This is a genomic window from Bacteroides fragilis (assembly GCF_019583405.1).
Lineage (GTDB): Bacteria > Bacteroidota > Bacteroidia > Bacteroidales > Bacteroidaceae > Bacteroides > Bacteroides fragilis_B.
Map to the genome: position 1 here is coordinate 354,415 of NZ_SZUU01000004.1, position 13,752 is coordinate 368,166.

18 protein-coding genes and 1 riboswitch are annotated in these 13,752 nt (G+C 47.0%); of the genes, 8 read left to right on the top strand and 10 right to left on the bottom strand.

The window, feature by feature from the left end; translation table 11 throughout:
• Positions 1–74 precede the first annotated feature (74 nt).
• Positions 75–866 (top strand): phosphonoacetaldehyde hydrolase, encoded by a 792-nt coding sequence (phnX, locus tag FDF36_RS11510; RefSeq protein WP_188521189.1) that lies wholly within the window; start codon positions 75–77, stop codon positions 864–866.
• 6 nt (positions 867–872) lie between these two features.
• Positions 873–1,961 carry a 2-aminoethylphosphonate--pyruvate transaminase gene (phnW, locus tag FDF36_RS11515; RefSeq protein ID WP_005808229.1) on the top strand — a complete coding sequence of 363 codons (1,089 nt, stop codon included), beginning with the start codon at positions 873–875 and terminating at the stop codon, positions 1,959–1,961.
• Positions 1,962–1,968: 7 nt separating this feature from the next.
• On the opposite strand, the gene FDF36_RS11520 is transcribed toward phnW, so the two are convergent.
• The 5 genes from FDF36_RS11520 to FDF36_RS11540 form a co-directional block, all read right to left on the bottom strand.
• Positions 1,969–3,375: an MFS transporter gene (locus tag FDF36_RS11520; RefSeq protein ID WP_005808227.1), complete on the bottom strand. Its 1,407-nt coding sequence runs from the start codon at positions 3,373–3,375 to the stop codon at positions 1,969–1,971.
• Positions 3,376–3,610: 235 nt separating this feature from the next.
• The gene (nrdG, locus tag FDF36_RS11525) at positions 3,611–4,075 is read right to left on the bottom strand and encodes an anaerobic ribonucleoside-triphosphate reductase activating protein (RefSeq protein ID WP_005781186.1); all 465 of its coding nucleotides are present in this window, start codon (positions 4,073–4,075) and stop codon (positions 3,611–3,613) included.
• A gap of 7 nt (positions 4,076–4,082) precedes the next feature.
• A complete protein-coding gene (locus FDF36_RS11530) occupies positions 4,083–6,476 on the bottom strand; it encodes an anaerobic ribonucleoside triphosphate reductase (protein WP_220391416.1) in 2,394 nt (797 codons plus the stop codon).
• A 33-nt stretch (positions 6,477–6,509) separates the two neighbouring features.
• A riboswitch (cobalamin riboswitch) is annotated at positions 6,510–6,692 on the bottom strand.
• 123 nt (positions 6,693–6,815) lie between these two features.
• Positions 6,816–7,466 carry a PAQR family membrane homeostasis protein TrhA gene (trhA, locus tag FDF36_RS11535; RefSeq protein ID WP_220391417.1) on the bottom strand — a complete coding sequence of 217 codons (651 nt, stop codon included), beginning with the start codon at positions 7,464–7,466 and terminating at the stop codon, positions 6,816–6,818.
• A 128-nt stretch (positions 7,467–7,594) separates the two neighbouring features.
• Positions 7,595–8,494: a diaminopimelate dehydrogenase gene (locus FDF36_RS11540; protein WP_005821599.1), complete on the bottom strand. Its 900-nt coding sequence runs from the start codon at positions 8,492–8,494 to the stop codon at positions 7,595–7,597.
• Positions 8,495–8,652: 158 nt separating this feature from the next.
• On the opposite strand from FDF36_RS11540, the gene ruvA reads away from it, so the two are divergent.
• Entirely contained in the window at positions 8,653–9,255 is a 603-nt protein-coding gene (gene ruvA, locus FDF36_RS11545; RefSeq protein ID WP_005821598.1) for a Holliday junction branch migration protein RuvA, read from the top strand.
• Positions 9,256–9,280: 25 nt separating this feature from the next.
• On the opposite strand, the gene FDF36_RS11550 is transcribed toward ruvA, so the two are convergent.
• Positions 9,281–9,790, bottom strand: a complete 510-nt coding sequence (locus tag FDF36_RS11550) for a GNAT family N-acetyltransferase (protein ID WP_220391418.1) — start codon at positions 9,788–9,790, stop codon at positions 9,281–9,283.
• 72 nt (positions 9,791–9,862) lie between these two features.
• Between FDF36_RS11550 and FDF36_RS11555 the strand changes: the two genes are divergently transcribed.
• The 3 genes from FDF36_RS11555 to rpiA are packed head-to-tail and all read left to right on the top strand — an operon-like array spanning position 9,863 to position 11,719.
• Positions 9,863–10,867: a DUF3843 family protein gene (locus FDF36_RS11555; protein ID WP_220391419.1), complete on the top strand. Its 1,005-nt coding sequence runs from the start codon at positions 9,863–9,865 to the stop codon at positions 10,865–10,867.
• Entirely contained in the window at positions 10,848–10,988 is a 141-nt protein-coding gene (locus tag FDF36_RS11560) for a hypothetical protein (protein ID WP_005808208.1), read from the top strand. Before FDF36_RS11555 ends, FDF36_RS11560 begins: the two co-directional genes overlap by 20 nt.
• Positions 10,989–11,017: 29 nt before the next feature.
• Complete coding sequence (gene rpiA, locus FDF36_RS11565) at positions 11,018–11,719, top strand: ribose 5-phosphate isomerase A (protein WP_220391420.1); 702 nt, start codon at positions 11,018–11,020, stop codon at positions 11,717–11,719.
• Positions 11,720–11,888: 169 nt separating this feature from the next.
• Here the strand turns inward: rpiA and FDF36_RS11570 are convergent, their stop codons facing one another.
• Positions 11,889–11,984, bottom strand: coding sequence for a smalltalk protein (locus FDF36_RS11570; RefSeq protein ID WP_220391421.1), 96 nt, complete (start codon positions 11,982–11,984; stop codon positions 11,889–11,891).
• Positions 11,985–12,015: 31 nt separating this feature from the next.
• Positions 12,016–12,486, bottom strand: a complete 471-nt coding sequence (locus FDF36_RS11575; protein WP_005781170.1) for an HU family DNA-binding protein — start codon at positions 12,484–12,486, stop codon at positions 12,016–12,018.
• A gap of 267 nt (positions 12,487–12,753) precedes the next feature.
• Between FDF36_RS11575 and FDF36_RS11580 the strand changes: the two genes are divergently transcribed.
• Both FDF36_RS11580 and FDF36_RS21255 read left to right on the top strand, forming a co-directional pair.
• Positions 12,754–12,999: a DUF4248 domain-containing protein gene (locus FDF36_RS11580; RefSeq protein ID WP_032541817.1), complete on the top strand. Its 246-nt coding sequence runs from the start codon at positions 12,754–12,756 to the stop codon at positions 12,997–12,999.
• A 61-nt stretch (positions 13,000–13,060) separates the two neighbouring features.
• Entirely contained in the window at positions 13,061–13,189 is a 129-nt protein-coding gene (locus FDF36_RS21255) for a hypothetical protein (RefSeq protein ID WP_259281418.1), read from the top strand.
• 54 nt (positions 13,190–13,243) lie between these two features.
• Here the strand turns inward: FDF36_RS21255 and FDF36_RS11585 are convergent, their stop codons facing one another.
• Positions 13,244–13,549: a helix-turn-helix domain-containing protein gene (locus tag FDF36_RS11585; protein WP_005797912.1), complete on the bottom strand. Its 306-nt coding sequence runs from the start codon at positions 13,547–13,549 to the stop codon at positions 13,244–13,246.
• Entirely contained in the window at positions 13,527–13,721 is a 195-nt protein-coding gene (locus FDF36_RS11590; RefSeq protein ID WP_252734245.1) for a hypothetical protein, read from the bottom strand. Before FDF36_RS11590 ends, FDF36_RS11585 begins: the two co-directional genes overlap by 23 nt.
• Between the last annotated feature and the right edge of the window lie 31 nt (positions 13,722–13,752).

Sequence of the window (13,752 nt, forward strand, 5' to 3'; positions counted from 1 at the left end):
CAAATTCATTTTTGCTCTGTCCGCTATGCCCTACATTTGCACCGGATTCAAAAACAAGGAAAAATAGATATAAAATGAAAAAGATTGAATGTATCATTATGGACTGGGCCGGAACTGCGGTCGACTACGGATGTTTCGCTCCGGTGGCCGCCTTCATCAAGGCCTTTGCCGAAAAAGGGCTGACGATTGACGTCGTGCAAACCCGCAAACCGATGGGGTTGCCCAAGATTCAGCACATTCGTGAACTGCTGACTATGCCCGAAGTGAACGAGCAATTCACTGCCCGCTATCAGCGTGACTGGACGGAGGAAGACGTGGTGGAACTGAACCGGCTGTTTGAGAAATATCTTTTTGCTTCTCTGAAAGAGTACACAGATCCTATTCCGGGTGTAATCCCTACCTTGGAAAAACTCCGTGCCGAAGGACTGAAGATAGGCTCTACTACCGGTTATACGCGTGAAATGATGGACGTGGTGCAACCTGCGGCTGAGGCTAAAGGTTATCGTGTAGACTATTGTGCTACTCCGAATCTGCTGCCTGCCGGACGTCCGGCTCCGTACATGGTTTTCGAGAATCTCACAAAACTGGGCGTGCCGTGTCTCGATACCGTGGTTAAAGTAGGTGATACCATTGCTGACATCAAAGAAGGTGTCAACGCTAAAGTATGGAGTGTGGGAATCGTGTTGGGCAGTAATGAAATGGCACTTACTGAGAAGGAGGCCGGCAGTCTGTCCGGAACTGAACTCGAAGCCCGCGTCTCCGAAGTCAAAGAACGTATGCTGGCTGCGGGAGCCTCTTACGTCATTCGTAGCATCGAAGAACTTCCCGCGTTGATTCAAACTATTAATTCAAAACTCAATTCTTAAAACGATATGAAACCTTATTTGTTATTAACTCCCGGACCTCTTACCACGTCAGAAACCGTAAAAGAAACCATGATGACCGACTGGTGTACATGGGACGAGGATTATAACCTGCACATTGTGGAGGAAATGCGTAAACAACTGGTAGGCATTGCCACTCGCAATACGGAGGAGTACACTTCCGTACTTTTGCAAGGTAGCGGCACTTATTGTGTGGAAGCAGTTATCGGTGCTGCCATCGGAAAGAACGATAAACTTCTGATTTGCAGTAATGGTGCTTATGGTGACCGTATGGGAAATATTGCCGAATATTATCATATCGACTATGATCTCCTTGCTTTTGAAGAAACGGAACAGGTATCGGTAGACTATGTAGACGATTACCTGAGCAATAACTCAGACATTACTCACGTGGCTTTCGTTCACTGCGAAACGACTACCGGTATCCTGAATCCGTTGAAAGAGTTGGCGCATGTCGTGAAAATGCATGGTAAGAAGCTTATTGTGGATGCTATGAGCAGCTTCGGAGGTATCCCGATGGATGTCAGTGAACTGGGAATCGATTTCCTGATCAGCAGTGCCAATAAGTGCATCCAGGGTGTGCCGGGTTTTGGATTCATCATTGCCCGTCGTTCCGAGTTGATGCGTTGCAAAGGAGTTGCCCGCTCACTTTCACTCGATATTTATGACCAGTGGGAGACAATGGAGAAAGGACATGGCAAATGGCGCTTCACTTCGCCCACCCATGTGGTGCGTGCATTCAAGCAAGCTCTTACCGAACTGATTGAAGAGGGAGGAGTAGAGGCGCGCTACCGGCGTTATTGCGAGAATCACCGGGTATTGGTGGAGGGTATGCGTTCGCTGGGATTCAAGACTTTGCTCGATGATGCCATCCAGTCGCCTATCATCACTTCCTTCCTTTACCCGAAAGCAGGATTCGATTTTAAAGATTTCTATACTGCTCTGAAAGCTAAGGGATTTGTTATCTATCCCGGAAAAATCTCAAAGGCGGATACTTTCCGTATCGGTAACATCGGAGATGTACATCCGGAGGACTTTGCCCGCTTGGTAGAAGTTGTGAGAGAGACTGAATACTAATGAATGATTATTGAGTTTTTGTCTTTAACGTAGAAGGTTGTGAAAGCCGCATACTGCTTACCACTGCTGCGACAAAAGCAAATCCGCTGCCTGCTATCAGACAGACCGCTGTACTTTTTTCGTGTACTACGAAACTGAAGAGTAAAGCAACCAGCGTTGTACCGAATGTCTGTCCTAAAAGCCGTGCCATACCCAACATTCCGCTGGCTCCCCCCGAACGTTGTGTAGGGGCGGAAGAGATGATTGTACTGTTGTTGGGCGTCTGGAAAATACCGAAACCTGCACCGCAAAGCATCAATCGCAGAATGATACTGATGACCGATGAATCTGCTGTTAATGTAGATAAAGAATAAAGCCCGATGCAGAATAATGCCATACCGATACTGCCCAGTATGCCGGGATGGATGCGCTCCACAAGGTATCCGGCTGCCGGTGCTGTCACCAATGTGGCGATGGGCCACGGAGTCAGCAGCAATCCCGTCATTACTTCGCTGTATCCCAGTGAGTTTTGCAGAAAAAAAGGAAGAGAAACCATAGCCAGCATCTGTGCCGTGAACGAACAGATGGAAGTCAGGATCGATAACCTGAAGATAGGTATTCCCAGCAGGTCGAGCGGTAAAAGAGGGGATGGCTGGTTCAGTTGCCTGTGGACATAATACGTGCCGACAATGGCCAATACAGCCAGTTGGATGGCTATATAATCGTTTTTCTCGTGATGGGCAAATCCGTCCAGTGTATAGATAAGCAGTCCGAAGGTGATAGCGTTGGCTATGGCACTGAGCTTATCGAATTTCCGGTTGGAACGTTCTTCTTTTCTCGGCAGGTACTTGCATCCCAATATCAGGGCTGCAAGTCCCAGAGGGACATTGATGGCAAACAACCAATGCCACGAGGCGATGGAAAGAATGCCGCTTGCCACCGAAGGTCCGGCTGCAGCCGATATGGCCACTACCATGGCATTGATCCCCATCCCTCTTCCTATCTGATTTCGGGGATAGATGGTACGTAACTGGGCAGTGTTGACACTCGTGATGGCTGAGGCGCTGAAGCCCTGGAAAATGCGGGCAAGGGTCAGAGTCCAGAACGAATGGGAGAGGGCGCATATCAAGGAAGTGACTATGAACATGGCAATGCCTGAAAGAAAGATCTTCCGGTATCCGTATATTTCGCCTAACGACGAAAACGAAAGCAGCGATATCACAATGGCGAGCTGATACCCGTTGATGATCCAGGTTGTGACCGCAGGTGAAGTTCCGAAGTCGTGCGAGAGGGTCGGGAGTACTACATTGATGATATTGATGTCGAGCACCGACATACATAAGGCGAAAGAGATGCCGACAACTGCCCAGATGCGGCGATGGAGGGGGAGACCGTCAGTTTCGTCAATTTCCGAAGTTTGTGTAAGCTGAGCCATAAAGAACCTTTTAAAAGAACTGTCACAAAGGTAAACAAAGTCAAGCTTCTTCGGTTTGAGAGGACAATGATATATAAGTTTTTTTAATTCATGAATTTCAGCGAGGCATGTAGCGGAAGTCTTTTTCGATACGGATGACACAGATTTACACTGGATCTTATTGTTGATAATCAGCAAAATGAATCAGCAATCCATGTAAATCTGTGTCATCTGTAGTTCTGCTTCCGATACGCCTTCATGTGTATGTCAGCCTGATAATCCTCTGATTACTGCTACCTCTGAATTCCAGATGTGGAGAGTAAAGTTCTTGTCTGAAGCGTCCGTCCACCAATACATCTATATAAGGTAGTACGGCAGCCAGTGCCGGATCTGCCTGAATCTCTTCGTACGTATATCCTGTATAGCACCAGATATTCTGTCCTGTCTCTTCTTTTATCCTCCGGATAAGCGGAAGAAACGCTTCCGGGTTGTAAAGGGGATCTCCGCCGGAGAAAGTCACGCCATCCAGTAACGGATTCGAATTGATTTCACGGATGATGCAGTCCAGACGCTTTTCTGTCAATTCATCTCCGGCCTGCGGATTCCAACTTTCCGGGTTATGACAACCCGGACAGCCGTGCCGGCAACCTGCCAGATAGATGGAATACCGGATACCTTCTCCGTCGACAATCGTTTCCGGATATGTATAAAGTATATTCATGACTTTATTACAGATGCTTCACGCGATCTCTCTCTTCTGCCCGTTTGGCAGAGTTCCACGAACTCAGGTCGCCCGTCAGATAACCTGTGATGCGGCGCATGCGCAGGATATTCTCACTTTGGCATACGGGACATTTATCGTAAATCACTCCCTTGTATCCGCAGTTGTGGCAGGTGTCTACCGGGTGGTTGATAGAACCGTAGCCGATGCCTTCGTCAAACATTACTTTTACGATCTTGGCAATGGCGCGTACGTTCTTCTGTGCCTCTCCGTCCAGTTCCACATAAGTGATGTGCCCTCCGCGGGTGATAGCGTGGAACGGAGCCTCTCTTTTTATTTTCTCTACAATGCTGATCGGTTCTTTTACATCCACATGGAAAGAATTGACATAATAATCGTTGTCTGTCACTCCTTTGATTTTTCCGTATTTACGGCGGTCCATACGGGTGAAACGTCCTGAAAGTCCTTCGGCGGGTGTAGCCAGCACCGAATAGTTCAGATTGTATTTGGCTTTGTATTCATCAGCCACCTTGTTGATTTCCAGCACGGCTTCATAAAGGGTGTCCCATGCCTTCTGGCTGTGTCCGTGTCCCTCTCCATAGAGAGCCACCATGGCATTGTGTCCACCCAGGAAGCCGATACCCAGCGTACCACTGCGCAGCACGTCGCCTACTTGTTCGTTCGGGTTCAGGGCAGCTCCTCCTTTCCATACATCATTTCCCATCATGAAGGGGAATTGGCGTGCCAGGGCTGTACGCTGATATTGATAGCGCTCGTAGAGTTGTTCGGCTATCAAGGTAGCCGTTTCATGTATCGATTCGATGAAAATTTCTTTAGCCTTTTTCTCGACGGCATCTTTATTGTGTCCGTCCTCCGTCATATTTTCCGCTTTGATACGGGCTTCAATGGCAAGGCGCGGCATATTCAGCGTGGTGAACGAAAGATTTCCGCGTCCCAAAGACGATTTCTCACCGGCTACATTCTCAAACACACGCGTGCGGCATCCCATGGTGGCCAGTTCGTAACGGTAACGTTGCGGGTCGTTGGCGTCCCATTTTTCGTTTTGGTTGAACGGGGCATCCAGGAACATGAAGTTAGGGAAGAGTGCTTTGGCCGTAGTGTGGCAGGCTTTCAGGAATAGGTCGAAGTTAGGTGCTTCAAACTTAATCTTCCCTTCCATGGCAGCATCGAAATTAGTCATTGCCTTCTGATAATCGGCTTCCGTATACGACACTCCGTTTTTTATCTTGAATATCTGGATTGGGAATACCGGCACTTCTCCCCTTGTACCCAGCCCTTCTACGGTTGCTTTCAGTAATTCTTCAATCACCATGCGTCCTTCGGCCGAAGTGTCTGTTCCATAATTGATCGAACTGAACACCACCTGGTTTCCGCCGCGTGAGTGCATCGTGTTCAGGTTATGGATAAAGCCTTCCATGGCCTGGTGCGTATCTTTCTGAGTCTGCACAAATGCTTTCTCTATAATTTGGTTCAGATGTTCTTTGTCGATATTGATCTGTAGGGCAGTCAGGGCCATGCGCAGCGTTTCGCGTTCCAGTTCCGATGCTTTGATGGACGACAGATGTTCGGCAATCACTGTACGGATAGCCTTTTCTTCTATTTCTTCACCCTTGTTCATCTGTACATAGAAGCTGATGAATGATGCCAGGTGTTTACGGAATGATTTGCTTACCCCTTTTGCCATAAAGAAGTCGAATGCCGGTATGGCCTGACCTCCGTGCTGTTCGTTCTGGTTAGTCTGGAAAATAATGGTAGCCAGGGTAGCATAGCTTTGAATGCTTTGCGGGGTACGTATACTGCCGTTCTTGGTGCGGAATCCACGTTCGAAGAGGTCATCCATGTCATACTGGATGCAAGTCGTGGTTTTTGTCGGGTAGTAATCCAGGTCATGGATGTGGATGTCTCCCAATTGGTGTGCTTCGGCAAAACGTTTCGGCAACAGATATTTATATGTATAGTCTTTGGTTACTTCCGAGGCAAATGTCATCATCTGTCCGGCGGGGGTATGACTGCTCATATTGGCATTGCTCAGGTTGACATCGTTTTTATCGATAGCTACGATACCGTCCATCACATGCTTCATCTGGGTCTTTTTGTCTCGTTCGGTGTTTCGCCATTCCCGATAGATGATGTACTTTTTGGCTACTTCCGGACGAACCTTCATCAGCTCTTTTTCTACCAGGTCCTGAATTTCTTCTACCGTAATGGTAGGAGATGCAAATTGTCCGATTACGTTCATCGTGATGTCAGCAATCAATTGCTGTTCATCATTGATTCCTGTGGCACTAAACGCTTTTGATACAGCGTTCTTGATTTTACTGATGGAGAAGTCCTCCCTTTTACCATCTCGTTTGATGATACAAATTTCCGCGTAGTTCATAACTTTAACTCCCGAAAGCTTTAGATTTTTTTTAATATGTTTACTTTTTCAGCAGGTCTTCTGACTTATCTCTCCCTCGCAACGCCTTCCCACGCTGGGCGCAGTGGCATAGTGTGCGGATTCTCAGAGAATTACAGCAGCGGGTACTGTCGCCGATTTGCACAGCGTTCCCTCGTGACTAAACCTCTTTTTAGTGCTGAAATCTGCTACAAAGGTAACAGTTAAAGCAATAAGTTGTTCTTGTTTTAACAAGAATTTTTGGAGAACTTTTCTTTCTTCCTGATACAGAAAGTTTTCCAAAACGGGAAACTTTCGGGCATGAAATTTAAATGAAGTTTGCTAAAGAATCAGCCAGATAGCTATGATATGCCCTATGCTTCCGCCCAGACAAAACAGGTGAAAAACAGCATGTGTATAAGGTTTTCGCAACGAATAAAATACGGCTCCCATGATGTAGGAAGCCCCTCCTCCGATAAGCCACCAGAAGGCGGGAGAAGCTCCGATGGCGGAGAGGCAGTCCATCAAAGGTTTCAGGGCTACCAGGATGGCAGAACCCATTCCGACGAAGCAGACTGTTTCAAGATTACTGTGTTCTTTCAGCTTTTTAAAGGCCAGTATGAAGCCTACGATGGCCGACAGCCATACGAAAGCGAATATTCCCCAGCCCCAGCCACCGGCATGGCGCAATACCAATAAGGTAAACGGGGTATAAGTGCCTGCTATGTGCAGGTAGATGGCGCCATGGTCGAATTTGCGGAGAAGTTCTTTACGGCTGCCGGGTCTTGAACCGTGATACCAGGTAGAACTGATATAGGATGCCAGCATTCCTGCCAGGTAGACCAGCACACAACCTGCCGCCCAATAGGGATGTGGGTTGGCAAGTGCTTTTTCCAACAGAAAATATCCTGCGGTGATACCTAACAGAATACCTGCACCATGACTCAGGGTGTTGGATAATTCTTCGCCGTGTGAATATCGCTTGTTCTCCATTCGTGTGTATATAGGTGATGTGGTAGCAATTTAATAAGATGACCGCAGATTTGAGAGTTTCGACACACCCTCTTAAAATCTGCGGTCATCCTTTCCTTTTTAGAAGTATCTTGTATCAGGCAGCAGATTTATACCAGATGTCCGATCCATTCTTCGCGGTCGCCCGGCAACAGGTCGATTACCGGTACTTCCACCATGGTGTAGCATCCCGGTTGCTGCTTCATCGAAGCGCGTGCCACGCATACCAGTACCTGTGCGGTCAGTGCGGGATTATTGATGCGCATGTTGAATTCGAACAACTGATTCTGGGTTTTTCCCGATACACCTTTGCGGGTCAGGTTTACACCGTGTCCCATGTCCAAGAGTGCATCCACGCTCGGCACTTGCTTTACGTGGGTTTCGTCGTTCACGAAATAAGCGTCCGATTTGATTGCGGCTGCCACGTCTTCAAATTTATATCCGTCTTTCAGTTCGATGTATACCATGCGGCGGTGGATTCCTGTTCCGGTAGGGATAGTCATCGATAAAGCCGCTTTCACTCCGTCGATTGCTTTCACGGCTACCGTGTGGCCCATGCTCATACCCGGACCGAAGTTGGTGTAAGTGATGCCTTTGGGGGCGATTGCTTCGAGCATGGTGCGTACGATGGAGTCGCTTCCCGGATCCCATCCGGCCGAGATGATCGATACCGCCCCGTGTTCTTTGGCACAAGCACCCAGTTCACGGCGGAGATCTACGATTCCGGTGTGGATATCGAAACTGTCCACTGTATTGATTCCCATTGCGAGGATTTCTTTTGCGTATTTCTCAACGCTGCGGGTCGGAGTACAAAGAATAGCCACGTCTACTCCCTGAAGTTCCTTTATATCTTTAACTACTGCGTAATCATTCAGTTCAGCCGGTTTGTTCTCGGCACCTGCACGACGAACCACACCTGCTATCTCAAAATCGGGAGCCGCTTGGAGGGCTTCCAGCACATAACGACCAATATTGCCATAACCTACGATGGCTGCTCTTACTTTTTTCATCTTTTTATTGGTTTTGTTTAACACATTTCTTTATTTCGGTTGCAAAATTAGTCATTTTCTTTGTTTTTGAGTCTCTTAGGGGTGTTAAAGTTAGTTTTTGTTATTCAAGGTTCGTGAAGCACAATATTTATTATCTTTGCGTTCTGATTATAACCATTATGATAGAATACATCAAAGGCGAGATTGCCGAACTGAGTCCGGCAACCGCAGTTATCGATTGTAACGGATTAGGATATGCCGTTAATATATCACTCAACACTTATTCTGCCATTCAGGGTAAGAGCAGTTGTAAACTCTATATCTACGAAGCCATCCGCGAAGATGCTTACGTTTTATATGGCTTTGTCGACAAGCAGGAACGGGAACTTTTCCTGCTGCTGATTTCCGTTTCGGGCATTGGAGGAAACACGGCCCGCATGATTCTTTCCGCTCTTTCACCGGCCGAACTGGTAAATGTGATCAGTACCGAAAATGCCAATATGCTGAAGACGGTGAAGGGTATCGGACTGAAAACAGCGCAAAGGGTCATTGTCGATTTGAAAGACAAAATTAAAACGGGTGCTGTGGCTGCTGCCACCGGAGGAGTGACCGGTACATTGCTTCCGGCCATGAATGCGGAAGTGCAGGAAGAAGCCGTTGCCGCCTTGACGATGCTGGGCTTTGCCGCAGCGCCTTCTCAGAAAGTGGTGCTTGCCATTCTGAAGGAAGAGCCCGATGCTCCGGTGGAGAAAGTCATTAAGCTGGCTTTAAAAAGACTCTGAGAACAGGTATGTGGTATAAGGAGGGCTATAAAATTTTCTGATACATCCTCAAATCCAGTTTTTTGCCGAACTTTTCCGCTACCTGCCGGATGTTTGCGCAACACTCGAAGCCACATCTCTCAAATAGGCGGATGCTGGCTTCGTTCTCTCCCGAAATCAGTGCCATTATGTTGCTGAAGCCTTCTTGCCGGATGATCTCTTCCAGTCGGAATATGGTTTGTTTTCCATACCCCTGACCTGTAAACTCCGGCTTCAGGTAGAGGGTCAGTTCTACCGAAATGCGGAAGGCTCCTCGGGGCTTGAAACGTGCGAAGTAGCAGAATCCACAGGGAGTTCCTTCGGGAGTTTCAATGATGAACGACCGGTAGACGGGATCGCCTACGGGGATGTAGTTTTTTAGTTCGTCGATGCTGGCGCAGTGTACAAAGTACACCACTGTCGTGTGGAGAGTGTAATAATCGTAGATGTCTTTTACAAAAGGCAAGTCGTTTTCCGTGAGCGTTCTGAGCGTAATATCCATTGCCGTAAAGTTCATTAATTGCCGCAAATGTAGCTAATCTTATCAGAAAAGAAGTACTTTTGTTTCCGTAAATCAACACTCCAATTCATGAAATTGCAAAAAATATATCGTCAACAGTGGATGGAAGCCCATCCACGCATGCAATCGGCAGATACCGATCAGTGGTACGTGGATTTTGCCAACAGGCTGTTGCCCGTATTTGAGAAGTCGGAGCTTGCCGGACAGATGATTCATAAGAACCGGGCTGTTCTCTATTTCACTTGGTATCTGGAAGATTGTGTGAATAATTCCGGTAGCTGGAATACATTCATCCGGTTGCATAAACAGTTGTATGGACGTTTCCTGCCTTTTTACACACTGACAGAGTCGTATGCCGATGATGAAATAAATCCCGAGGATGTATCTTTTCTGCTGTGGACGCTTCTTTCTCCCGTCACGGATAGTTCTCCGTCTCCTTGGAATCCGTTTGACAGTTCTCTGCTTCAGCTCGCATCCGATGTATATGCGGTGCTCGATGCCCATTTTGAACAGGCTCCCCTTACCGGTGATGAATCCACGGAGTGGTTTCCGGATGTCCGTGCCCTGTTACCCCCTCCGGGTCCTGTTTTGGATGTCTTGCCGGAAATGAATCTCCCCCGTGATGTAGCGAACTTCCTGAGTGCTTCCGGAGGAAAACAGATTGTATATTTAAAAGACTATGTTGATTTGCGTCGCTTCTGTGTCGATGCGTTGAAGTGGGCCGATGAAGACGATTCGTTAATGCCCGAGTTGGCCGATGAAGAAGATTTTGTGTTTTTTGCCAATCCGAAAGGTGTCTTGCTGGCTCCCAATATTGCCGCTTGTTTCCGCGACGAACGAAATCCGGAATATAATCCCGGGATTGCCGAACAAGAAGGGGCCGAATTGTTTTATATTCCGGGACTTTGTCCCATCGACTTGTTGCACTATGCCATGCAGCACGGCTTATTGCCGGAGGTCGCTTTTCCTTTCGGGGATGGCAGGAGGCTGTTGCACGAGAACTGGGATTTCATAGCCCGCAGGTATTTAGGTAAATATTATAATGAAGATTTTTATGAAGAAGAGCGGAAATAGCAGTGACCGTCCGGGTAGCGGACGTCCCAAAGCTTCGGGAGGCAAGAAACCTACCGGTAAGCGGATCGGAAAGTCGAAACCCTCAAAAGCCAATAACCAGCTGAACCGTAGGGTGAAATAAGTTGTTATCTGTTATAAACAGGTTTTATTATGAAATGGGAAAGTAGCTTGATGGAACATCTCCAATGGTCGGACACGATAACCAACCGGGAGAGTAAAGAGAGGTTGGCCCGTATGATTGCCATGCGCGTACAAGAAGGCGAGGTCATTGGGGCTGGCTCCGGATCGACCGTATATCTGGCATTGCTCGCTATTGCCGAAAGGATACGTACGGAGAATCTGCACGTCACCGTAATCCCTGCTTCGATGGAGATATCGATGGAGTGTGTCCGCTTGGGCATTCCGCAGACTACTTTATGGATGTGCCGTCCCGACTGGACTTTCGATGGCGCCGATGAAGTAGATGCCGACCGCAATCTGATCAAGGGAAGAGGCGGAGCGCTGTTCAAGGAGAAGCTGCTGATAAGCAACAGCAACCGTACTTTCATATTGGTAGACGAAAGCAAACAGGTTTCTTTTCTGGGAAGCCGTTTTCCTGTCCCCGTCGAAGTCTTTCCGATGGCTTTGCCCTACGTAGAGAGGGAAATCCGGGCAATGGGTGCTTCACATACCCAACTGAGGCCGGCTAAAGGTAAAGATGGCCCTGTGATCACCGAAAGTGGAAACTTGATTCTCGATGCCTGGTTCAGCAATATTCATTCGTCTCTTGAAAAAGAAATCAAGTCGGTGACGGGTGTTATAGAAAACGGACTGTTTATGGGATATGATGTCGAGGTGATGGTAGCAAAATAAGATCGGAAACGGTTGATAGTACGAAAACTGAAGAGGATGTATCAAAACCCACCACAGAGTGACACAGAGGTGATTTTAAGTTGTTGATTATTAATAAAAAGACTCTGTGATACTCTGTGCTACTCCGTGGTGAAAAGAGTTATGACACATCCCTTTTAGCTTTCGTTGCCTACAAGTTCATCGCATTTCCTCCAAGGACTCCCAGTATGGCAGATGCCATTGCGATCATTACTTTTAAAATTGTGTTCCAGTTTGATTTCTTCATTTTTCTACACCTCCTTTCATGTGATTCTGATTTATGCCGTCGGGTCATCCACAATGTCTCCGTCACCGTCTTTTCCCGTTTCCTTTCCTTCCAGTGCCGCTTTGATGTCGATAAACTCGATTCTGTCACCGGCCCGGGTCGATGTCAGGTTCGGACGTACGCTCGACGACGGACGAAAGTTTATTTTCACCGCCATTATGTTTTTGGCCGTACAGTCTTTTTCCGCATCCACCCCTTTGGTGCGTGCCGAAAGGCTGAATACTCCGAAATCCCGGATATTGACCGACTGCCCGTTGTAGAGTGAGGTACGCATCGCCTCTACAAAATTGGTGAGTACACTTTTGATATCTCCCAATGATAACGAACTTTTCTCCTTCATTTCGTACGCAATGCTTTCCAGGCTTGCGCTTTGACCTAAAGTGACCAGTTGCGGATAAAATTTCTCTATAGCATCCGCTTTTCGCGGATCCTTTCTCGCGATTTTTTTGTATGGAACTGCCATTGTCCGATAATTTTTTATGGTTAATAATTAAGAATGCATCCGGAAGGTCGGACGAGCTCTTTTCCTTTCTTCCGGTATGTCAAAGATACCGCTTTGTAACCCCTGTTTTGTGCTTGTTGACGTGGGTTGAGGCGGTATGGATAAAAGATTGAAAATCAATGAATGTTTTGTGAAATAGTATGACTTCTGCTATGATATGTCGTTTGTTTTTGTTATCTTTATGCTATTGTAAAGTTCCGATTATTTATTAATTTAAAATTGAAAAACATGAAAGATTTAGAAGATGACGAGAGAGAGTTTCCTATCCGTGTATATACAAAAGTCGAGTTGGCTCTGCTTTATGCACCCCATTTGTCTGAAAATGCCGCCCTCAATAATCTCAGCCGTTGGATGCGGCACAACAAACTCCTGATGGCTGCGCTCGAGGAGGTGGGGTATTATAAATACCGTCATTCATTTACACCCAAGGAAGTTCGTCTGATCTTTCGATATATGGGAGAGCCGGGAGAATAAAATTAGAGAGAAGAGGCTGTGTCCTCTGTGGTGAGTTATGACACACCCTCCTCTTTCGGTTATGGCAGCAAAGCAGGGTACGAACCTGAAACGGTTGATAGAGTCCATGCTCGACAAGGTAGCGGATGAATACGATGGGAACGAATCCTACTGCTATCTGTCTGCGAATAGGATAAACTACCGGCCATAACTGATAGTTTAAATGAAGAGAGGCGCGACTCGTGAAGAACCGTGCCCCTCGTGGTTAAAGTGGGCGCAACTCTACCGACAAACCCATAGCGGCCGCAATGCGGTAAAGCGTAGAAACGGTAGGAGTAATCAATCCCCTTTCTATTTTTGAGATGTAAGATTTGTCCGCACCAATTCTGTTGGCAAGCTCTTCCTGTGTCAAACGTGCATTTTTGCGGGCATCCAGCAATATCTGCCCGTTATATTCTTCCCATGCCTTTTCAATAGACGCTTCGCGTTCAGGAGTTCCCTCCTTGCCAAGTTCTTCGTCCAGCCACGCATCTACATCGTAGATGTCTTTACTTATTTCCTTTAGCTTCATAATATTCTTTTTTTTCATATACTCCATCACGAATGAATTTAATGTAATGGCTCGGTATCTTGTCTTCTGCCTTAAAAAGAGATAGAGCGCGTTGTATCTTCTTCCGTTCAAGCTCAGAGAGTTTATCCATAAACTCTGCAAAGTAATTCTTGTACGTTATTATTTTCTTCATGATGCAAAGATAATAAAGGTTGTATTAAGAT

What these genes read in the sequence shown, in the direction of transcription:
- trhA (WP_220391417.1), bottom strand. Translation starts at nt 7,466, where the DNA reads ATGGAGAACAAGCGATATTCACACGGCGAAGAATTATCCAACACCCTG.
- phnX (WP_188521189.1), top strand. Translation starts at nt 75, where the DNA reads ATGAAAAAGATTGAATGTATCATTATGGACTGGGCCGGAACTGCGGTC.
- FDF36_RS11580 (WP_032541817.1), top strand. Translation starts at nt 12,754, where the DNA reads ATGAAAGATTTAGAAGATGACGAGAGAGAGTTTCCTATCCGTGTATAT.
- FDF36_RS11520 (WP_005808227.1), bottom strand. Translation starts at nt 3,375, where the DNA reads ATGGCTCAGCTTACACAAACTTCGGAAATTGACGAAACTGACGGTCTC.
- FDF36_RS11575 (WP_005781170.1), bottom strand. Translation starts at nt 12,486, where the DNA reads ATGGCAGTTCCATACAAAAAAATCGCGAGAAAGGATCCGCGAAAAGCG.
- FDF36_RS11585 (WP_005797912.1), bottom strand. Translation starts at nt 13,549, where the DNA reads ATGAAGCTAAAGGAAATAAGTAAAGACATCTACGATGTAGATGCGTGG.
- ruvA (WP_005821598.1), top strand. Translation starts at nt 8,653, where the DNA reads ATGATAGAATACATCAAAGGCGAGATTGCCGAACTGAGTCCGGCAACC.
- rpiA (WP_220391420.1), top strand. Translation starts at nt 11,018, where the DNA reads ATGAAATGGGAAAGTAGCTTGATGGAACATCTCCAATGGTCGGACACG.
- phnW (WP_005808229.1), top strand. Translation starts at nt 873, where the DNA reads ATGAAACCTTATTTGTTATTAACTCCCGGACCTCTTACCACGTCAGAA.
- FDF36_RS11550 (WP_220391418.1), bottom strand. Translation starts at nt 9,790, where the DNA reads ATGAACTTTACGGCAATGGATATTACGCTCAGAACGCTCACGGAAAAC.
- FDF36_RS11570 (WP_220391421.1), bottom strand. Translation starts at nt 11,984, where the DNA reads ATGAAGAAATCAAACTGGAACACAATTTTAAAAGTAATGATCGCAATG.
- FDF36_RS11555 (WP_220391419.1), top strand. Translation starts at nt 9,863, where the DNA reads ATGAAATTGCAAAAAATATATCGTCAACAGTGGATGGAAGCCCATCCA.
- FDF36_RS21255 (WP_259281418.1), top strand. Translation starts at nt 13,061, where the DNA reads ATGGCAGCAAAGCAGGGTACGAACCTGAAACGGTTGATAGAGTCCATG.
- FDF36_RS11540 (WP_005821599.1), bottom strand. Translation starts at nt 8,494, where the DNA reads ATGAAAAAAGTAAGAGCAGCCATCGTAGGTTATGGCAATATTGGTCGT.
- FDF36_RS11590 (WP_252734245.1), bottom strand. Translation starts at nt 13,721, where the DNA reads ATGAAGAAAATAATAACGTACAAGAATTACTTTGCAGAGTTTATGGAT.
- FDF36_RS11530 (WP_220391416.1), bottom strand. Translation starts at nt 6,476, where the DNA reads ATGAACTACGCGGAAATTTGTATCATCAAACGAGATGGTAAAAGGGAG.
- FDF36_RS11560 (WP_005808208.1), top strand. Translation starts at nt 10,848, where the DNA reads ATGAAGAAGAGCGGAAATAGCAGTGACCGTCCGGGTAGCGGACGTCCC.
- nrdG (WP_005781186.1), bottom strand. Translation starts at nt 4,075, where the DNA reads ATGAATATACTTTATACATATCCGGAAACGATTGTCGACGGAGAAGGT.